This window comes from Mycobacterium sp. 2-64 (assembly GCF_035918375.1).
GTDB classification, from domain to species: domain Bacteria; phylum Actinomycetota; class Actinomycetes; order Mycobacteriales; family Mycobacteriaceae; genus Mycobacterium; species Mycobacterium intracellulare.
Genome location: NZ_CP142361.1, coordinates 4,397,560 through 4,416,905, shown reverse-complemented (window position 1 = coordinate 4,416,905; position 19,346 = coordinate 4,397,560). Strand labels below are relative to the sequence as shown.

General features: G+C 67.6%; 16 protein-coding genes. 8 read left to right on the top strand and 8 right to left on the bottom strand.

Going from position 1 to position 19,346, the window contains the following annotated elements; translation table 11 throughout:
• Window positions 1-22 precede the first annotated feature (22 nt).
• Window positions 23-817 carry an FkbM family methyltransferase gene (locus QGN31_RS20435; protein ID WP_008254136.1) on the bottom strand — a complete coding sequence of 265 codons (795 nt, stop codon included), beginning with the start codon at window positions 815-817 and terminating at the stop codon, window positions 23-25.
• A 250-nt stretch (window positions 818-1,067) separates the two neighbouring features.
• On the opposite strand from QGN31_RS20435, the gene QGN31_RS20430 reads away from it, so the two are divergent.
• From QGN31_RS20430 to QGN31_RS20405, 6 genes are all read left to right on the top strand, one after another.
• On the top strand, window positions 1,068-2,744 hold the full coding sequence (locus QGN31_RS20430) for a hypothetical protein (protein WP_043954496.1): 1,677 nt from the start codon (window positions 1,068-1,070) through the stop codon (window positions 2,742-2,744).
• A 177-nt stretch (window positions 2,745-2,921) separates the two neighbouring features.
• The gene (locus tag QGN31_RS20425) at window positions 2,922-4,388 is read left to right on the top strand and encodes a polysaccharide biosynthesis tyrosine autokinase (protein ID WP_009955589.1); all 1,467 of its coding nucleotides are present in this window, start codon (window positions 2,922-2,924) and stop codon (window positions 4,386-4,388) included.
• A complete protein-coding gene (locus tag QGN31_RS20420) occupies window positions 4,385-5,887 on the top strand; it encodes an O-antigen ligase family protein (protein WP_014941361.1) in 1,503 nt (500 codons plus the stop codon). Before QGN31_RS20425 ends, QGN31_RS20420 begins: the two co-directional genes overlap by 4 nt.
• Before the next feature lie 15 nt (window positions 5,888-5,902).
• Complete coding sequence (locus QGN31_RS20415; RefSeq protein ID WP_014941362.1) at window positions 5,903-6,916, top strand: glycosyltransferase family 4 protein; 1,014 nt, start codon at window positions 5,903-5,905, stop codon at window positions 6,914-6,916.
• Between the two features lie 16 nt (window positions 6,917-6,932).
• Entirely contained in the window at window positions 6,933-7,859 is a 927-nt protein-coding gene (locus QGN31_RS20410; protein WP_014383944.1) for an aldo/keto reductase, read from the top strand.
• 8 nt (window positions 7,860-7,867) lie between these two features.
• On the top strand, window positions 7,868-9,553 hold the full coding sequence (locus tag QGN31_RS20405; RefSeq protein ID WP_414467987.1) for a GMC oxidoreductase: 1,686 nt from the start codon (window positions 7,868-7,870) through the stop codon (window positions 9,551-9,553).
• A gap of 14 nt (window positions 9,554-9,567) precedes the next feature.
• Here the strand turns inward: QGN31_RS20405 and QGN31_RS20400 are convergent, their stop codons facing one another.
• The gene (locus QGN31_RS20400; protein WP_041784816.1) at window positions 9,568-10,443 is read right to left on the bottom strand and encodes a hypothetical protein; all 876 of its coding nucleotides are present in this window, start codon (window positions 10,441-10,443) and stop codon (window positions 9,568-9,570) included.
• The gene (locus QGN31_RS20395; RefSeq protein WP_014941364.1) at window positions 10,440-11,558 is read right to left on the bottom strand and encodes a Gfo/Idh/MocA family protein; all 1,119 of its coding nucleotides are present in this window, start codon (window positions 11,556-11,558) and stop codon (window positions 10,440-10,442) included. The genes QGN31_RS20400 and QGN31_RS20395 overlap by 4 nt, the downstream gene beginning before the upstream one ends.
• Before the next feature lie 210 nt (window positions 11,559-11,768).
• Here QGN31_RS20395 and QGN31_RS20390 point away from each other — a divergent pair, with 210 nt between their 5' ends.
• Complete coding sequence (locus QGN31_RS20390; protein ID WP_008254160.1) at window positions 11,769-12,224, top strand: polysaccharide biosynthesis protein; 456 nt, start codon at window positions 11,769-11,771, stop codon at window positions 12,222-12,224.
• Window positions 12,221-12,706 carry a glycosyltransferase gene (locus tag QGN31_RS20385; protein WP_008254162.1) on the top strand — a complete coding sequence of 162 codons (486 nt, stop codon included), beginning with the start codon at window positions 12,221-12,223 and terminating at the stop codon, window positions 12,704-12,706. Before QGN31_RS20390 ends, QGN31_RS20385 begins: the two co-directional genes overlap by 4 nt.
• A gap of 8 nt (window positions 12,707-12,714) precedes the next feature.
• On the opposite strand, the gene QGN31_RS20380 is transcribed toward QGN31_RS20385, so the two are convergent.
• The 5 genes from QGN31_RS20380 to QGN31_RS20360 are packed head-to-tail and all read right to left on the bottom strand — an operon-like array spanning window position 12,715 to window position 19,340.
• Window positions 12,715-13,758: a glycosyltransferase family 4 protein gene (locus QGN31_RS20380; protein WP_009955600.1), complete on the bottom strand. Its 1,044-nt coding sequence runs from the start codon at window positions 13,756-13,758 to the stop codon at window positions 12,715-12,717.
• Window positions 13,759-13,769: 11 nt separating this feature from the next.
• Window positions 13,770-15,713 (bottom strand): glycosyltransferase, encoded by a 1,944-nt coding sequence (locus QGN31_RS20375; protein ID WP_014383948.1) that lies wholly within the window; start codon window positions 15,711-15,713, stop codon window positions 13,770-13,772.
• Window positions 15,710-17,185 carry a flippase gene (locus QGN31_RS20370; protein ID WP_009954299.1) on the bottom strand — a complete coding sequence of 492 codons (1,476 nt, stop codon included), beginning with the start codon at window positions 17,183-17,185 and terminating at the stop codon, window positions 15,710-15,712. Before QGN31_RS20370 ends, QGN31_RS20375 begins: the two co-directional genes overlap by 4 nt.
• Window positions 17,186-17,196: 11 nt before the next feature.
• The gene (locus tag QGN31_RS20365; protein WP_014379318.1) at window positions 17,197-18,783 is read right to left on the bottom strand and encodes a sugar transferase; all 1,587 of its coding nucleotides are present in this window, start codon (window positions 18,781-18,783) and stop codon (window positions 17,197-17,199) included.
• Complete coding sequence (locus QGN31_RS20360) at window positions 18,768-19,340, bottom strand: dTDP-4-dehydrorhamnose 3,5-epimerase family protein (RefSeq protein WP_008254170.1); 573 nt, start codon at window positions 19,338-19,340, stop codon at window positions 18,768-18,770. Before QGN31_RS20360 ends, QGN31_RS20365 begins: the two co-directional genes overlap by 16 nt.
• Between the last annotated feature and the right edge of the window lie 6 nt (window positions 19,341-19,346).

The following is a 19,346-nucleotide window of genomic DNA, read 5'->3' as shown; positions in this document are numbered from 1 at the left end:
CGGCGACGATCGCGGAGGCCGCTCAGCCTTCGGTGGGCAAGAAGACGAAGTTGTTGACGTAGGTGCCGTGGGCGGCCCAGCCGTCCTCCCGCCTGCCGACGTTGGCCGGGTCCTGATGCTGTGCCGGATCGAACTCGGCGATGGGCCGACGAGCGCCACCGAGATCGAAGTGACCCGCGTAACCGAGACCGGCCAGCAACGCCGTGATCTCGGCGACGGCGTCGGCGTGATGGCGTTCCTCGGCTTCCACCACAATCGCCGGCCGATTGCGGGTGAGCGTCTGCGTGGCGCCCCGTAACACTGCGAGTTCGTGGCCCTCGACGTCGATCTTGATCAGGCCGATGTCGTCAAGATGCAGGTCGTCGAGCCGCTTGACCGGCACGTCGATGCGGCGAATGTCATCCCCATTGACGTCGGTGAGTTCGTTGTCGGTGTCGATTGTGCTTCGGCCCGGCTCGGATTCGACCACCCGCATGGCGATCGTGCCGGGCCGGTCGGACAGCGCCACCGCCTCCACCCGGACGGGGGCGCCGACGGCGGCGAACATCGCTGCCAGATCGCGGGCCTGCGCCGGCCGGGGCTCGAACGCGGTCACCGAGCGCGAGGACGCCGCCATCGCAATCGTGAATTCGCCGAGGTCCGCTCCGATGTCCAGGGAGATCCGGTTCGGATCGCACAATGACGCCACCAGCTGGATGTCCGCGCGGCTCTGCCCCAAGCGGTGCAGGATTCGAAACTTCCGCCGCCAGAACAGGCGCGGTGCGAGTTTTTTTGCCGCCGGCGCGAGCCAAGTTTTGGCCGAGCGTGCGACCGACATCTGCTGTGACTCCTGTCCGATTTGCGGAGCCCCAGCTTAGTCGACGCGGCGATTTGACAATGGCCAAAGCGCGCCGGGAGGCCCCGCCAAGCCGGCGGGCTTTTCACCGGGCGCCCCGATTTCAGCCATCTGTCACGGGCCCGGGCTGTACCCTGTTGTCACCCTTGATATCCCGCGCATGTGACTAGTCGCGACCGCCAGAGAGGTAGCAGTAGATGCATTTGTCGGACACGGTTTAGCGCGAGCAATCATGGTCCGGACAATTAGGAACATTCTCCTTGTCGTCACCGTGTGCGTGACGTTGGTGCTCGACGGATGTGACGGCCGCAGCGACCTTGATCCGCTCGCCCTGATCAGCAGTCCGGCCATACCGTTGTCCGTGCAGGACGTGCCGAACCCCCTGCGCGGCCAGTACGAAGATCTCCTGCAACCGCTGTTCCCGCAGGGCAATCCGGCGCAGCGGCGCTACCCGGCGTGGCCGGCGTCCTACGACGCCAGTTTGCGTGTCCCCTGGCGCCAGTTGCAGCCCACCGATCCGAGCACACTGCCGCCGGACGCTCCCGACGATCGCAAATTCGATTTCAGCGTGATCGATGACGCCCTGACGAAATTGGCCGGTCGAAACATGCGCCTGACGCTTCGTGTGGTCGCCTACAACTCGTGTTGCGACACCGTCTATCCGAACAACACCAACATCGCGATGCCCGACTGGATGGGCGCCGCGGCAACCAACTACTCCGGTCCGCAACGATATTGGTGGATGCCCGGCGTCACGCAGGTCGTTCCGAACTGGAATGATCCGAACTACCTGAACGCATTCGGCCAGCTGTTGGCCGCGTTGGGCCGCCGTTACGACGGCGACGAACGGCTGAGCGTCTTCGAATTCTCCGGCTACGGCGATTTCAGCGAGAACCACATCTCGTATCTGCGTGACACACTCGGTGCGCCGGGGCCCGCACCCGATGAGAGCGTCGCGAAGCTGGGGTATTACAGCCAGTTTCGTGACCAGAACATCACCGCCGAGTCCATTCGGCAGCTGGTCGCGGCGACCGTAAACGCTTTTCCCCACACGCAATTGGTGACAACCGCACTGAACCCGGAGATCGTGCGCCAGTTGATCGCCGACGACGTGACGAAGAAACTGTCCGCGCCGGTGGGCATCCGCGCGGACTGCCTGGGCGTGCAGGATCCGCTGCCCGCGTGGGCCGAAAGAGATGGTTCCCACTATGTGCAGTCCAAGGACCCGCTGGTCGGAGCGCTGAGGAACCGGCTGGCGTCGGCGCCGATGATCACCGAATGGTGCCAGCTGCCCGAGAAAACCGATCCGCGGACCTACTACGAAAAAGGCCTGCAGGACGTCGTCAAGTACCACGTGTCGATGACATCGAGTTTCAACTTCCCGGCTGTGGATTCGTCGACACCGATGGACCCGGCGCTGTACTTGCTGTGGGCGCGGGCAAACGTCGTCGCAGGCTACCGGTATTCGGTGGAGGCGCGGCAGGAATCGCAATCGGTGAAAGACGGCAAGGCGACCCTGGCCGTCGCGTGGACCAATTACGGCGCGGCCGCCGCGACCGAAAACTGGGTCCCGGGCTACCGGCTCGTCGATTTCTCGGGGGCCGTGGTCCGCACGCTTCCCGCGACCGTGGCGCTGAAAACCCTGGTCCAAAGCCCATCCGGGGACGGCTCCGGCAAGGAGCCGTTGCCGGCGTCGACGACGGAGTCCATTCACATCGACTTGGCGGGCTTGGCGCCAGGGCACTACACGTTGTGCGCCTCGGTCGATTGGCAACAGCACAAGCCGGGCGCGAACCACGTGGTGAACTATCCGCCCATGCGGCTCGCGCGCGACGGGCGCGACGGCACCGGATGCTATCCGATCGCGACGGTGAATCTGTCCCGCGACGCGTTGACTCACGCCGCGTGACGATGACTGCGGGCGCCGCGTCGCCAATTACGCGGTAAATCAACCGGGACAGCGGGACCGCGATTCCGCCAATGCCCGCCTGATGATGCTGCATAATCTGCAGTGGTATGCGCGGCTGGTGGGGCAAAACCGCAGAGTTTTCTTCCCGCCGAAGGCTTTTAGAAAGGTTAATAGCCGATGGATTTCCGTACCTTCGTCCGGATTCTCGGCGCGCACTGGAAACTCGCCTTGACCGCGCTGCTGGCGTGTACCGTCGGCGCCGCGTTCGTGACCGCATTGCAGACCAAGCACTACCAGTCGTCGGCCACGGTCCTCATCTCGTTTTCCGGTGCGACCGACCTCAACGAGGTGTACAGCGGCACGCAGGCCGCCCAGGAACGGCTGTCGTCGTACGCGCAAATCGCCGGTGGACACATCGTGGCCGAGCGCGCCATCCGCCAGCTCCAACTTCCCATGCGCGCCGATGATCTGCTGAGCCAAACCCAAGTCAAATACACCCCGAAATCGGTGCTGTTCACGATCAGCGTCAAAGACACCGACCCGGCGCGCGCCGCCGCGCTGGCGGGCGCCATGGCCGGTCAGTTCAGCGCGATGCTGCCGACGCTTGCCCCGAACCCGGCGTCGAACGGTGTGGCCGCGCCGGTCACCGCGGGACCGCGACCCGAGGCGGTCGAGACGACGCCGCCGCCGTCGGGTCAACCGTCCGACGTGCCGGCATCGGCGGGACCGACCGGCAAGCCGTGGCCTTTGGCGCGGGCGACGATGGTCGAGCCGCCCCGCGTTCCGAAGATTCCGGTGTCGCCGGTGCCGCTGCGAAACATGGCGATCGGGTTCATCGCCGGTCTGCTGTTGGCCATCGCGGTGGCGCTGACGCGCGAGGCCGGCGACCGCACCGTGCGCACCCGCGCCAAGCTGGAGGAACTCTCGGGCCTGCCGACCTTGGCGGAGCTGCCGGGAAAGCGCGGCGGGACTCCGCGGTTCGGCACCGACACCGCATTCGACGACGCGGTGCGCGGCATGCGCACCCGGCTGCTCAGGGCGATGGGACCCAATGCCCGTCAGGTGTTGGTGGCGGGCCCGTTCGGTGGCGAGGGAACGACGACGACGGCGATGAACCTGGCGCTCGCGCTCGCCGAGATGGGCGAAGACGCGTTGCTGGTCGAGGGCGACAGCCGCCGGCACGTGATCGCCGGTCTGCTCAGGGTCGAATCGGGGGAGGGGCTGGCCAACGCGCTCGCCAACCCCGCCGCGGCCGCCCAGGTGGTGAAGCCGACGCCGATTTCGAAGCTGCACATCCTCGCGTCGCGGTCCGCACGGCGCGAGAGTCTGCCCCCCAGCGCGTACCTGCCGGAAGTGATCGACCGAGTGGTGCAGGAATTGTCCTCACGGTTTGACCGCATCGTCATCGACGGCCCGCCGGTGCTGGCGACCGCCGACACCGGCCTGCTGGCCGGTGCCGTCCCCGCCACCGTGCTGGTGGTTCGCGCGAAGCGCACGACCGCGGACGAACTCAAGGACGCGTTGACCGCCCTGCGCGCCGCCGGCGCACAGGTGGTCGGCACGGTGTTGACCGACGCCCGCCAGTCGCTGCACATCAGGGCCGCCGACCGCGCCTACCGGTCAAAGGTCAGCAGGCCGGCGTGATCCCGTACCTGCGGGCCCGTCACCGCCTGGCCGTGGATGGCGCCCTGCTGGCGATCTTCGTGTTCGGATGCTTCGCGTTCGGCGTGCTGTCGGTGCGCCGAACCACCGAGGGTGTGCTGCTGACCGCCGCGTTGTTCTGCGTGGTCGTGTACTGGGTGAAACCCGAAGGGATGGTGGGGGTCACGCTGTTCGGTGCGTTCGCGGCACTGCCGGAAGGCTTACACGTGGGGAAAGTCTTTGGCCCGCTGACGATTTACGCGTACCACCTGGCGGCCATCCTCGCGATCTGCTACCTGATCCCCACCGCGAAACCGCGGTCGTCCGACTTCGTGCTGCCGGGGATCCTGGTGGTGGCGGTGCTGTGTTCCACGGCCACCGGATTCACCACGGGAAACCCCGACCTCACGGTGACCCGCGAAGCGACCACCATGATCGAAATGGCGATCGGCTTCGTCCTTGCGATGTTCGTCGTCTACAGCGGACACGTCCGATGGTCGATCCGGGTGATGATCGTGATCCTGTGGTTTTCGGCGGCGATGGCGATCATCAGCTCGCTGTACGCCATCCGGTTGGCCGGTCGGGCGGAAAGCCTGGAGGGGACGACGGGTGCCGGTCAGGCCGTGCGCATCATCCTGTCCACCCAGACGCCGGCCACCGCGGTGCTGAGCGCACTGGTCGCCGCCCCGATCGTGGGCCGGGTCCGACCCATGGCCTATCTCGCGTTGGGCGTTCCCGCGCTGAGCATTTCGCTGCTGTCCTTCTCCCGCAACACGCTGATCTCCATGGGGGTGGCGGCCGCGGTCGCACTGTTGGGCAGCCTGAGTTGGGCGGCCGTGCGGCGGGCGGTCGTGGCCGCGACGGTCGGCCTGGCCGTCGTCGCGGTGGCGGTGCCCGGGTCGCTGTTTTTGCTGCAGCGTTCGAAGACCGGGGCGTGGCTGGCCGATCAGTACGTTGCGTTCAATCAGCGGGTGCTGGGCGGGGTTACGTCGAGCGCGCTCGCGGTGGACGATTCGGCGCTGGAGCGACTGCGGGAAATCAATCTCCTCAAGGAGACCATCGCCCAGGCCCCGTTCTTCGGGCACGGCCTGGGCTACGTGTACCAGCCGCCGACCGGCGACGACGAATTCCATCGGTACCTCTATCCCGCCTACTCCCACAACTTCTACCTGTGGTGGCTGGCTAAGGCCGGGGCGGTGGGCATGGCCGCGTTCGTGCTGTTCGCGCTCACGCCGGTGATCCTCGCGCTGCGGTGCGCCCCGGCGCCCGCGAAAATCAGTGCGGCCGTCGCCGCGGGCCTGTTGGCGATATCCGCCGTGTGGCCGTTGCCGGAGATGCCGATGGACGCCTTGGGCTTGGGCATGGCGCTGGGGGCGGCGATGGGCTACGCCGGCTTGCGGCGCCGGGGCGCGGAGGGCAGCCGGACCGAGGACAATCCGGCGCCGGCCGCCACGCCCGACCCGCCCCTCGATGCCACGGTTGGCGCGGTCACTTTCCCGTAGACGAGCCAGGCCGACATGATCTCAGTGACACACGTGGGGCCCGACATGTACAGCATCGGCGGGACGCAGTCCGTGATCCGGGTCTTGCGCGACAACAAGATCGGCGCCGACGACATCCGGGTCCTGTCGACCTGGAACGGGGACCGCCATCTGAGGAACCTGTTTCTCACCGCACGCGCCGGGATGTCACTGGCCCGGTCCCCTCGAGGCACCATCGTGCACTTCCATATCTCCAACGGCGGGGCCTGGCTGCGCGAAGGACCGTTGATCCGCTTGGCCAGGGCCAAGGGTTTCCGGGTGATCGTCACCCTCCATGGCCCCGACTTTCCCGAGTTCGCCAGGTCGCGCCCCCGCTTCGTGGGCGCGACGTTGAAGCGGGCGGACCATGTGATCCTGTTGTCGGAGGAAGCGCGCGCCGCGGTCGCCGAGGTGGCGCCGACGGTGCGGACCGCCATGGTGCCGAACCCGATCGTGGTCGACCGTGATGCGCCCGGTGCGGCCTCCACGCCACCCGTGGCGCTGTTCGCGGGCGCCGTTGGGCTTCGCAAAGGTGTCGACAGACTTGTGGCGGCCTGGCGGCTTCTTCTCGCCGAGGGCATCGAAGGCCGTTGTCGGATAATCGGTCCCATCGACGACTATGCCCCGCCGGAGACGGAGCGGCTGACCGTCGAAGGTCCGATTCACCCCGACGCGGTTCGTGGGCTGCTCCGCTCGGTCCGGGTGGTGGTGCTCCCGTCGTTTGCGGAGGGCATGCCGATGATCCTGACCGAAGCCCTGGCCGGCGCGCGCCCGTTCGTGGCGACGCCCGTCGGTGGGACGGCGGAGATCGCCCCCGACCCGGGCATGCTGGTCCCGGTCGGCGATGTGCCCGCGTTGGCCAACGCAATCGGCCGGTACCTGCGCGACCCCGAGCTGGCCGAGCGTGACGGGCTGCGAGGTCAAGCGCACGTCGCGGCGACACGGAGCCCCGACGTCATCGACGCCGAACTCCGCCGTATCTACCTGGGCTGCGGCATTGCGACGGGTTGAACTTCAGGGACCGCAATTGGCGGTCAGCGCAATCGGTTTCGGATGCGGCGCACTGATGCAGTCGCCGTCGAAGAAGGAACGGATGGCCGTGCTCGCCGGCGCCGTGGACAGCGGCATCACCCACTTCGACACCGCGCGGATGTACGGGCTGGGAATGGCCGAGGCTGAGCTCGGGGCCTTTTTGCGCACGGTCGACCGCGACAGCGTGACCATCGCCACCAAGTTCGGCATCGATGTCGGCGGCGCGGCGCGGCGGCTCGGCCGATTCCAGGCCCCGGCCCGGGCGCTGCTGAAAAAGGCTCCCGCGCTGCGCCGTATCGTCAAGCGGCAGCAGGCGCCGTCGGCGGGCGGCCGGGTGTACGACGCGGCCGTCGCGACACGCAGCCTCGACGAGAGCCTGGCGGCGCTCGGCGTCGACCATGTCGACATCCTCTTCGTCCACGCGCCGAGGCCTCAGGACACCGTTGCGAGCGACGAACTGCGCGAATTCTTTGAGCGGGCGCGCCAACAGGGAAAGATTCGCGCCTGGGGCGTCTCGCAGGACGAGGGGCTCGAGCTGGACTTCGTCCGCGCATTCGGGCCGCGGGCAGTCAGCCAACTCCGCAGCGACTTGCTCGATCCTTCGCCGAGACCGGCCGATATCGCATTCGGCGTACTCGAGCGGCCGCACCGCAAGCTCTCGGGCGCCTTGCTTGCCGACCCCGGAATGGCAAGCCGCTGGCGCGAAGCCCTGCAGGCCGACCCCCTGGCCTCCGGCGCGCTGGCCCGGCTGATCCTCGCCTCGTCGGTCACCGCAACGGGCTGCCGCGCAATCCTTTACAGCACCACCAGGCCGCAGCGGGTCACCGAAGCCGCCGACGCGGTCTCGTCGCCACCGGACGCCGAGACCGTGGCGCGGTTCCTCGCTCTCGTCAAGGAGTTCCGACAGGGTGCGGCCGCGTGATTCGCGAGATGGAGGACTTCGCCCACGGCATGACGATCGAAACGGATGTGGTGGTCGTCGGGGCCGGCCCGATCGGCATCGCGACCGCGCTGGAACTCGCCGGGTCGGGCGTGCAGGTGGTCCTCGTCGAAAGCGGCCTCGAACGCAACGACCGTGCGGCCCAAGCGCTGTCGAGGTTCGATTCCCGGCACGACGACTACTTCCATTCGCGTAGCGAGCTGACGGTCCGCCGGCAGGTCGGTGGAACCTCGGCGCTCTGGGGGGGACGCTGCCTCGAGTTCGACCCCATCGATTTCGAGGACCGGCCAATTACGGCGCAGGCGCCGTGGCCCATCGGATACGACGACGTCGAGCCCTACCTTCAGCGGGCCTGCGACTGGGCGGTATGCGGTCGGGCGGCGTTCAATGCGCGCGAGATCCCCGAGATCGCGGAGCGCGACTTGGTCGCGGGGCTCCCCGACGGCGACGTGCGCACGACCGACCTCGAGCGCTGGGCGCTACCAACCCGTTTCGGGCGCCGCTACCGGGCGGCGTTGCGAGACGCTCCCCATCTCACGCTGTGGACCGGCCTCACCTGCACCGAGATCGTGACGACGGCGGCCGGCGACACCGTCGACCACCTGGTGGTCAAGTCCTTGAACGGCGGTGCGGGGCGAGTGGTTGCGACGGACTACGTCATCGCGACCGGGGGTTTGGAGGCCACCCGCCTGCTGCTGGCGTCGGATCGCCATCACCCCGGGGGGCTGGGGAACGCGAGCGGGCACCTGGGGCGCTGGTACATGGCGCACGTCGAGGCCCGGGTCGCGCGCGTGCAATTCACCACGGATGAGGTCATCCACGGATACGAGCGGGACGGGGAGGGGGTGTATGTTCGCCGGCGCTTCACCTTCGACCCGCAGCTGTTGCGCCAGAACGAAATGCCGAACGCCGCAATCTTCTTGGTGAATCCGCCGATCAGCGATCCGAGTCACGGAAGCGGGATCCTGTCCGGGGTGTACCTGACACTGATCTCGCCGATCGGACGATTCCTGCTCGCGGAGGCGATCCGTGAGGCCCACACCAAGACCGACGGTTCGCCACGAATCCTTGCGCATCTGGGCAACGTCGTGCGAGACCTGTTCGGTTCCCTCCGGTTCGCCGTCGCCTTCTGCTACGCACGGTTCCTCCGCCGGGGCCGCAAGGCGCCCGGCTTCTTCGTGAAGAGCGCCGACAATCGCTACCTGCTGCAGTACCACGGCGAGCACCTTCCGCACTGGGAGAGCCGGGTCGAGCTGACCGACGAACGAGACGCCCTCGGCATGAGGAGGATTCGCACCAGCATGCACTTCTCCGACGCCGATTACGCAAGCGTGCGCAAGGCCATCGCCGCCATCGATGACCACCTTCGCCGCCACGGCGTGGGATACGTGGAGTGGCTGACCGACGATGTCGAGGCCGCGGTCCGTGCGTACATGAAGAAGCGGACCGGTTACCACCAGGCGGGAACCACCCGGATGTCGACATCGCCGGAAGGCGGCGTCGTAGATCCACACCTGCAAGTCCATGGGGTTCGCGGACTCTACGTCGCGAGCACCTCGGTGTTGCCGACATCGAGCCAGGCCAACCCGACGCTTCTCGGGATCGCGCTGGGCGTGCGGCTCGCGGAGCGTCTGGCGAAAGCCCGAATCACCTGCTCGTCAACGGATTCGAGCTAACCGGGGTCCGGGGATCACGTCGGAACCTGCCACAGCTCGTCGATCAGCGACTTCGTCTGCCGAATGTTCGCGCGGCTGGATGCGCCGAAGACGATCGAATGGATCTGCGGCTGGCCGCAGACGTAATCGATGGCCTCGCGGGGCGGGATCGCGCCCGAGGCGAGCACCGACATCGCGATCAGCCGGCAGCGGCGCTCGCGGATTGTCCTCTCGTAGAGCTCGATTCCGCCACACATCCGGAAGCCGATCTTGTTGAAATTGGCGCACACGATGGGATTCTCGATTCCCTGGCCGTCGAGGGCGTCGAGCAGGCGCGGGAGATTCATGGTGATGAACCCCGGCTCGGCACCGTACTTGAGCCTGACGTGGTCGGAGAAAAACCGGAACCCCTCGTCCATGCCCAGGCCGAGAAGCAAGTCGGTGACGACGTTTTGAATGAAGATGACGGGCGTGGACAGTCCGGCGAACATCTTCATCTCGGCGTCGACCAATAGCTGCATGATCGGCTCGATGTCCTTGCCCGCGAGGGCGACACCGCCCTTGAACATCGACTTGACGGCCCCATCGTCGGGCAGGAACCTGCGCAGCGCCTCGAGCATCCCGAACTCGGTCACGGCGTTGGCGTACTTGTGGGCGTACGGCATGCACGGGTAGAAGACGTAGTCGGGGTAGCGGGTCCGGTTGGCGCGGAAATGATCGCAGATTTCGCCGACCCGGTCGTGCGTCGTGCACACGAACGTGCGGATGCCTTCCTGGTACGCGGCGTCCAGCGTCCCCAGCACGGGCGGTAGGTGCTGAAACCGTATCGCTTGGGCGCGCGCTTTCTCCTCGGACATGTGGTTGACGCCGAAGAACTGGTTGTCGCCGAACAGCACACGGTCCATGGTCACGATGCCCTCGGGGACGTGAGTTTCCTGATGCGCGCGACGATCTCGCGGCGCCGCGAGCCGCGCGGGGAGCCATTCGCGGCCGCCTGGGGCAGGGGTGACGCGCCGGCTCCGGCGCCGGTGATCATGTCGACCACGCGATCGACGTCGAGCGCCGAGCGAAAAGTGTTCTCGCCGTTCACCCGGTTGTTCTTGATGCTCTGCGCGAAATAGTCGATCTGCGCCGAATACTCTTCACCCCGAAGGTAATACCAGACCTCGTCGGTGAGATCGGTCGTGTACCGGATCGTCCATCCCGCCCCCAGGTCGGGGACCCCGGGGTGCGTCTCGCGGAGATAGATCTGGCATTCCTGCCGATCGGCGACGACGCGGCCGTTGGTTCCCCACACCGAAACCTTCGTCGACATCTTGCGAAAGCTCTCGTCGCTCCAGTTCACGCACAGCTGGCCGCTGGCGCCGTTGCCGTAGCGCATCGTGCAGTAGACCTCGTCGTCGACGTCGCGCGAGAAAACGCTGTGGCGGACGACTCCGTCGACCGCTAGGGGCACGCCGGCGATGAAGTTCATCAAATCGATGGCGTGGCAGGCGTAGTCGTAGAGGGCGCCACCGCCTTCGGCTTTGACGCCGCGCCACGTGCTTCCCTTCTGTCGAAGGACGACGGGGCCGTATGCCTCGGCACGCACGTGGTGTACCTGCCCGAGAGCCCCCGCCGCGACGATTCGTGCCGCCTCTTGGAAGGCGCCGATGAAGCGGCAGTGATAGCCGACCTGCGTGACGAGCCGATTGCTCTCGGCGAGCGTCACCAGGCGCTCGCCGTCGCGGACATCGAGGACGAACGGTTTCTCGCAGAAGACGTGTGTGCCTCGGGCAAGGGCCTTTTCGACCATCGGCGCGTGCAGCCGCGACGGAACGGCGACGACAACCGCGTCGGCCTTCGTCTGCGCCAGCATCCGATCGAAATCGTCGTAGCAGTCCAGACCGGTGTATTTGGCCAGGATGTCGCGCAGATAGCCGGCGGAGTCACACACGCCCACCACGTCGAGGTCTGGGTGCGTGCGAAGTATCGCGAGGTGCGAAAGACCCATCTTGCCCAGGCCGACTATGGCCGTTCGAATCATGGTCCGCGCCTCTACTCACTCCGAGTGCCGCATCGGCAACGTGTACGGCCCGCCAACAAGGTGGACGTTAGCATCCGGTCAACGCATCATCGCGAAATCCGCTCGATCTGTTTGCCGTCGCAACCCGGCCGCGGCCACGACGGGAGTTAGTCTTTGACATCGGGATCGCCGCGCCGCCAGAAGATCGGCGCGCCTCAACCGAGGGGAGACATGGGTCGGCTGCTCCTCATCGCGTCCTCCGGTGGGCACATCTACGAGATGTTCTGCCTGCGCGAGTTCTGGCAGGACAAGGATCGGTTTTGGGTGAGTTTCGGGACCGCCGACGCCCGTTACCTGTTGCGCGACGAGCGCGAGGTGTACTGGGCCGCGCACCCGACGGTCCGTAACGTGCCCAACCTGCTGCGCAATCTGGTGCTGGCCCTACGTCTTTTGATCCGCCACCGCCCCGCCATGATCTTGACGACCGGATCGGGCGTGGCCGCACCCTTCCTGTGGCTGGCCTGGCTGCTGCGGATTCCCACCGTGTTCGTCGAATCCATCACCCGCATCACCGAACTCTCGCTCACCGCCCGCATGGTGAAGCCGTTCGCCTCCCGCTTTCTGGTGCAGTGGCCCGAGTTGGCCGACCGGATTCCCCGCACCGAGTATCACGGGAGGATCGTGTGATCTTCGTGATCATGGGGATGGAGGTCCATCCCTTCGACCGGCTGGCGCGCGCGGTGGACGAGCTGGCGAGCACCGACGCGGTGGGGGAGGACTTTTTCGTACAGCTCGGCACCTGCAAATTCGAGCCGCGCCACGCCGCGTTCGAGCGCTTCCTGTCCTTCGGGGACGTCTGCACGCACATCCGGCGGGCCTCTGTCGCCGTGACCCACGCGGGCGCCGGATCGACGCTGCTGTGCGTCGAGCAAGGGAAACATCCCGTGCTGGTGCCGCGTCGCTCGTCGCGCGGGGAGCACGTCGATGAGCACCAGTTGCCGTTCGCCGAGAAGATGGCGGGTGCCGGGCTGGCGACCGTGGTCCGGGAAACAGAGGAGCTCCCGGCGGCCATCGCGGCGACGCGGTCCCGATCGGCGCCACCCGATGCGCTGGGCCGGGCCCGCGAACTCACCGGGTGGCTGGAGACGTTCTGGCGGGGCCTGGCCTGAGCCTCACGTCACCGCCGGCGATCCAGCACCTGGGCGATGACGTCCAAAATGCGCACGGCGACAAGGTCAACCGCGCATCGGTGCGCGTAGTGGCGCGCCGCTTCGGCCCCCAGGCGGGCCGCGGTCACCGGATCGGCCAGGAGGTCGAAAGCGGCGGCGAGCCCGGCGACGTCGTCGACCCCGATCGGGGCCAAACCCGGCGGCTGGTATTCGGGCAACGCGCCGGCGGTCGACACGATCGGCATGACACCCAGCTGCATCGAGAGCGACTGCACGCCACTCTGTGAGGCGCGCCGATAGTGGGCGAGCGACCCTTTGGCGGCGGCCAGCGTGGGGATGACATCGGCGTAGCGGAAGCTGCCGTTGCGCCAGAGCGTGTGTTTGGGCAGGGCGTCGGCGTCCAGCGGCCCGTCGCCGACGAGCACCAGGTTGTCGCCTCGCCAGCCGCCGCCGATCACATGCCGCTGCCAGGCCGCCAGCACGACATCGACGTTCTTGTACGGGTTGAGCCGGCCGAACATGACGAAATCGCGGCGCCGTTCGGGCCCCACGAACGGCGGAACGCGGTCGAGATCGAGGTCGCTGGCCAACGGCACGACATGCACCGGCGTACCGGCGACATCGCGGCGCGCGGACACCGCGGCCGCGACATAGTCGCTGTAGGTGATGGTGGCGGCCGAGCGCGCGGCCCAGCGGTCGAACACGGCACGCTCGTAGGCCGGGGTCAGTTCGTCGGGGTCGTGCGGTCGATCGTCGTGTACCACCTGAATGCGCGGGGCTCGCCCGGCCAACGCGATCCAGCGCGGATCCCGCACCAGTTCGGCGATCACGATGTCGGGCCGGAAGCGGCGGACGCGGCGCCAGGCTTTCAGGGCCGGCAGCCAGGTCGCGGCCGTGCGAAAGCGCGGGTCGAGCACCAACTCGTAGTCGCGCGCGGCGTCCGATTCCGGATGCTGATCGGAGGTGACCAACAGCACGTCGGCACCGTGGCGCAGCAGCGCCTCGGCTTGCACCCGCACCGCCGGTCGCGTCCACGGCGAAAGCCACAGCACCCGAGGCGAATTCACAGCACAGCCCCGATCGCGCCCAGGTAGGCGTCGGCCATCGCCTCCACTGTGTAATGCTTGCGCATGCGCTCATAGCCGCGTCGTCCGACCGACGGCAGCGCGTCGGGCTCCGCCATGATCCGGGCCAAGTGTTCTCGCCACCCCAACGCGGAGACGGGCTCGACCAGGAACCCCGCCCCTCCGAAATCCAACATTTCCGGGACAGCACAAATCGCCGACGCCGCGACCGGCACCGCCCTGGCCATCGCCTCGAGGATCACCACCGGGAAGGCCTCGGAGCGGCTGGGAACACACAGCAGGTCCGCGTCGGCCAGCGCGGGGCCCGGCCCGGCCGACCAACCGCGCCACTGGACGCGATCGCCCAACCCGGCGGGTGTGCGTGCCTGCAGCCTCTCTCGATCGGGCCCGTCGCCGAAAATCGACAATCGCCAGGGCATCTCAGCGAGCCCGCTCAGCGCCTCGATCAGCAGATGCGGGTTCTTGTGCTCGACGATGCGCGAGAGCATGACCAGGTGCAGCGGTCGGCCGGCGCCGCGATGCCGGGGGCTCGGCTCCCCGAGGTCGGCGACGCCGTTGGGCGCGACGAAGTACCGTCCCCGGAGCCGGTGCTGTTTGGTCAGCATGTCCCAATGGCGTTGTGCCAAAACGATGAATCCGTCCGCGCGGCGCATCGCCGCGGCCAGTGGCCGCGAGTAGATCGGCCGGTCCTCCTCGGGAGGGACGTGCGGTGCGACCAGCCATCGACGGCTCCGGCCGGCGGCGCGCCACAACGTGCCGAAGCCCACCTCGGTATTGGTGTCGCCGGTGATCAGCACCGCCGGGCCCTCGGCCATGTCGACCATCGGCGCCCACCACGGCTGGCGGATCACCCGCACCGTGTCCGGAATTTCGGCGATCAGCGGGCCGAACCGCTGCACGCAGACGACAGTGACCGAGTAGCCGCGGCGGTCCAATTCCGTTGCCAAGAGCGCCTTTTGCCGCTCGGCGCCCCCGTAGACCAGACGGTTGGTGGCGATGACTATCGACGGCAGGCCGGTTTGCCGGCGCGCGCGTTTGCCCCGCCGTAGCCGCTGCAGGGCGGCTGTGCCGGCCAGGTACACGTCCGCGTGGTGGACGCTCTTGTGATGTTCGAGCAACAGCGCGGTGTTGGTTCGCGCCAGGTCCCGGTCGCGGCGCTGTCGGGGGCCGTCGTCGCTCACCGGGTCGCGGCGCTCGACGCCGAGCTCGTCGGCGAGCAGGAGGCGCCAGCCGGCGGCGCGGGCCCGGGCCTGCCAGTCGGCCACCTCGCCGTAGCCGAAGTACTCCTCGTCGAAGGGGCCGATGGTGTTCCAGGCCGCGCGGCTGATCGCCAGGCAGATCGGAGCCAAATCGCCGTCGATGCTTCGCGATTCGGGAGGCTGGCGAGAGTACCGCCGTGCGGGCGTCGTGCGACGGTGCGGGCCGGCGCGCCCGCCCGCCGCGCGCAGCTCGCGGCTGACGGTGTGGCGGCGGGCGGCGACGTCCCACGGCGCCCGGTCCAGCGCGGCGGCGTCGCGTGCGAGCGGCGAAACCGCCGCCACCCTGGGCTGACCAAGTAACTCGCGGGTCCGGTTCAGCGGCCCCAGCAGGCGGGCATGGGGGTCCAGCAGCAGGAGGTCTGTATCGGCGGGCATGTGCTCCACCAGCGTGTTGCAGGCCGCGGCGAAACCGACGTTCGCCTGGCCCGAAAACCACCGGACCGCAGGGCATTTCGCGGCGAGTTCCGCATGCCCCGAGCCGCTGCGGTCGTAGACGTGAACCGGCAGCTCGGGTAGATGCTCGGCGACGCTGTCGAGGCAGACCTCGAGCGACTCGTGGCCGCCTTGGCTCACGATCAGCACGGCCAGCGAGCGCGTGGGCGGCAGGCCGGCGGTGTCGCCGACTGGGCGCTTCAGATATGCCCGGTCCGTTTCACGGGTCATGCCGTCAGCTGCTCTTCGCGCAGCGTGGCCCGCAGAGAGGTCAGGGTCGACCAGGTGATCGGGCCGAAGGTCGCGCTGGTGGCCAGGTAGGCGACGGCTGCGGCGGACAGTACCAGGATTACGTGATGACCCGAAAGCAGCAGTGTCACAACCACGCTCGCCCCCGTCGGAATCAGCAAGCGCAGCACGAACGGCACGGGCGTGCGGTAACCGCAGCGTCGGCGCAGCCACCAGCTCGAGATCGTCATGTTGAACAGTTCCGTGCACACCAGCGCCACGCCGGGACCGACGGCGCCGAACCGCCCCGCCAGGGCGAGGTTGAGCGCGACGTTGAGCGCGAGGGTCGCCACCGTCAGCCACAGCAGGACCTGTTGATGATGGGAAGCCACCAACCCCTGGCCCAGGGTGCCACCGACGAACCGCAGGGCCGCGGCGACGAACAGCAACGCCAGTGTGGGCGTCCCGCGTTCGATGAACGCGCTCTTGCCGAACAACCCGATCAGCGGTCCGGCCAGCAGCACGCCCACAACGGCTATCGGAACCGCAACGAAGTACATCAATTCGACGCTGCGGCGCAGAAAACGGGCGAACGCCGCCACGTCGCGCGAGAACAGCTCGGTGGCCGTCGCCAGCGTCGACTTGTGGAAGATCAGCGAAACCACGATCGTGTTGAACGAGATCGTCAGGGCCAGCCCGTACACGCCCACCTCGGAGTGGGTGCTCAGCAGGGACAGGATCACGCCGTCGGCGCGGCAGTACAGGAGCCCGACGATCATGAATCCGATCAGCGGCAAGCTTTCCCGTAACAGGTCGGCGGCTTCCCGCGGGGCGAACAGCGGCCGTACCGAGATGTGCCGCATCGCGGCGGCGCCCTGGATCAGTAGCTGCACGGCCGGTGGGATCAGCTGTGCGACCGCGAACCAGATGACGTCCGAGTGCGCCGCGACCAGCCAGGCGACCATGGCCAGCGTGCTCACCCGGGCGGCGACGTCGGAGATGGCCACCGCGGAGAACCGGACGGTGGCAAGGAATACCGGTTCGAACCGTGTCGTCATGGTCTGCAGCAGCAGCCCGCCCGCCAGCACGACGAGCATCACCCGCACCTGGGTGTCGTGATAGATGAGCAGCCCCGACCCGGCCGCCAGCACCGCGAGGGGACCGCAGTAGAGAAGGGCCAGGCCGCTGTTGATGCGCACCAGGCGTTCGAGTTCGCCACGCCCGGAGGTCACCCGCCGCACGATGACGGTGGCGATGCCCAGATCGGCGAAGCTGGTCCACATCGCGACGAACGCCACCGCGATGGTGAGCTGGCCGTAGCGTCCGGGACCCAGATAGCGGGCGGTCATCGCCACCGAAACCACGGACGCGAGCATCCCCAGCGCCCGGCAGATCAGCTGGATCGAGAACGCGTGAGCCATCCGCGCGAGCGGCACCGTGGGCACCACCGCGGCGGGTGCCGTTGGCTCGGTCATGGCTCGCGAGCCTAGTAGGCTCCGTGGCTTGTCAGGACCGCTTTCACCGTCTTGGCGACGATCATCAGATCACCCGACATCGACCAGTTGTCGACGTAGGACAGATCCAGGCGCACCGACTCTTCCCAGGACAGGTCCGACCGGCCGCTCACCTGCCACAGCCCGCTGACGCCCGGCTTCACCAGCAAGCGCCTCTTGACCTCGCCGTCGTAGTTGTCGACTTCGCGGCGCAACGGGGGCCGGGGCCCGACGACGCTCATGTCCCCCTTGAGGACGTTGATGAATTGCGGGAGCTCATCGATGCTGTACCGGCGGAGAATTCTGCCGATGGGGGTGACCCGGGGGTCCTGGCGCATCTTGAACAGCATGCCGCCGGCGCCCTCGTTGACGGCGAGCAGGTGCTCGAGTTGAGTGTCCGCACCGTCGACCATCGTGCGGAACTTCAGCATCGTAAAGGGCTTTCCGTCGGTGCCGATGCGTTCCGACGGGTAGAAGACGGGGCCCTTGCTGGTCAGCTTGATGGCGATGGCAGCGGCGACCAGCACCGGCGCTGTGGCGACCAGCGCCGCCAGCGAGAACACGAAGTCGAAGGCCTGCTTCTGAAAGCGGTGCGCCCCTTCGTATTGCGGCTTGTCGACGTGCAGCAGCGGCAGCCCGCCGGTCAGGCGCAGCGTCAACCGCGCCTCGGTGACGTCCATGACGCCGGGCGACACCACCAGGTCGACGTCCAGGGTCTCCAGCTGCCACAGCAGCTCCCTGATCCCGTGCATCCCAAAGTGATCCGTTTGGGTCACCGCGACGGTGTCCGCGCCGCAGCTGCCGATCGCCGTCGCCACCTGGGTTTGGTCGCCCAGGATCGGGACCTGACGGCCGCCGATCGTCAGGGTGTTGCCGCGCGCCGGCCCGTAACCGGGGATGCAGACGCCGACCACGACGCACCCGGCCACCGGGTTACGGTCCAGTTCGTGTGCGAGGTGCGTGACCGATTGCCGGTCTCCGATCGCCAAGACGCGGGTCTGGCACTCACCCTGGACGCGCTTGTGGCAGATGTGCTTTCGCCACACGCTGCGGCTGGCCAGCAATCCCACGGTGCCGACGGGAAGCGCGATCGCCAGATAGCCGCGGGCCAGATCGACCTTGGCGAGCAACGTCACCATGGCGATGATCCCGAACGTCCAGAAGGAGGCGGTGCCGATCCGGCGGTACTCCTCGATCCCCGCGCCGATGATTCGCGTTGAGCGCGTTTGGAATATCGCGAGGGCCGACAGCCACAGCGCCGCGAACAGGAAGGAGAACAGCGTCATGGTCGGGTCCGAGTAACCCGAGGTGTTCGCGATCTCCCCGAAGCGGACGTACTGGGCGAGCATCACCGACGCGAAGACGATCACCGAGTCACTGATGCGCAGACCCTGCGAGTAGCGGTCCTGCCAGCGCTGTGCGGTATTCGCAGCAGCCGGAGCCGCGGCGGGGGCGATCACGGGCGGGCCCGCGGCCTCGCTGCGGTGCGACGCCGTCGTGCCCGCCGGCCAGGCCTTGAGCTGCCGCCAGCTGGGCGCCACGACATCCACTGTGTTGGGAACGATCACCGACTGACGCATGATGCCACCTGTTCGACTGGTGCCAATCTGGATTTGCGCGAGGGCCAGCTCGCGTCTTGCTCGGAGATGACGGTGACCGGTATCGGCCATGAGATTCCGAATTCGGGGTCGTCCCAGCGGATCCCCTGCTCGTCGGCCATCGCGTACTGGCCGCTGACGTGAAAGGTGACCTCGGTGTCGTCGACCTGCGTCTGGAAGCCATAAGCGACATACGGGGGCAAGAACAGCGTGCGTTGGTCGTCGGCGCTCAACTGCACCATCACGTGGTCGCCGTAGGTCAGCGAGTCGGGGCGGACGTCGACCGCGACGGCGGCGATGGCACCGCGCGTGCAACGGACCAGTTTCGCCTCGGCGTGCGGCGGCACCCGGCGGTACAGGCCACGCACGGTGCCGCGGGTGTAGTTGAAGTAGATATTCGTCTGCGCGACTTCGAAATCCAGCCCATGGTTGGCGAAGTCACGGGCGGAGAACGAACGTGAGGAGAACCCGCGATGGTCGTGGTTGAGTTCGAAGTCGATGATTGTCACCCCGGCGACCTTGGTGGGCGTGTACTTCACTTACCG

Bases quoted from the DNA above. Each gene is read 5' to 3' on its own strand.
- QGN31_RS20365 (WP_014379318.1), bottom strand. From the start codon at position 18,783: ATGCGTCAGTCGGTGATCGTTCCCAACACAGTGGATGTCGTGGCGCCC.
- QGN31_RS20425 (WP_009955589.1), top strand. From the start codon at position 2,922: ATGGATTTCCGTACCTTCGTCCGGATTCTCGGCGCGCACTGGAAACTC.
- QGN31_RS20390 (WP_008254160.1), top strand. From the start codon at position 11,769: ATGGGTCGGCTGCTCCTCATCGCGTCCTCCGGTGGGCACATCTACGAG.
- QGN31_RS20375 (WP_014383948.1), bottom strand. From the start codon at position 15,713: ATGACCCGTGAAACGGACCGGGCATATCTGAAGCGCCCAGTCGGCGAC.
- QGN31_RS20415 (WP_014941362.1), top strand. From the start codon at position 5,903: ATGATCTCAGTGACACACGTGGGGCCCGACATGTACAGCATCGGCGGG.
- QGN31_RS20430 (WP_043954496.1), top strand. From the start codon at position 1,068: ATGGTCCGGACAATTAGGAACATTCTCCTTGTCGTCACCGTGTGCGTG.
- QGN31_RS20405 (WP_414467987.1), top strand. From the start codon at position 7,868: ATGGAGGACTTCGCCCACGGCATGACGATCGAAACGGATGTGGTGGTC.
- QGN31_RS20370 (WP_009954299.1), bottom strand. From the start codon at position 17,185: ATGACCGAGCCAACGGCACCCGCCGCGGTGGTGCCCACGGTGCCGCTC.
- QGN31_RS20435 (WP_008254136.1), bottom strand. From the start codon at position 817: ATGTCGGTCGCACGCTCGGCCAAAACTTGGCTCGCGCCGGCGGCAAAA.
- QGN31_RS20395 (WP_014941364.1), bottom strand. From the start codon at position 11,558: ATGATTCGAACGGCCATAGTCGGCCTGGGCAAGATGGGTCTTTCGCAC.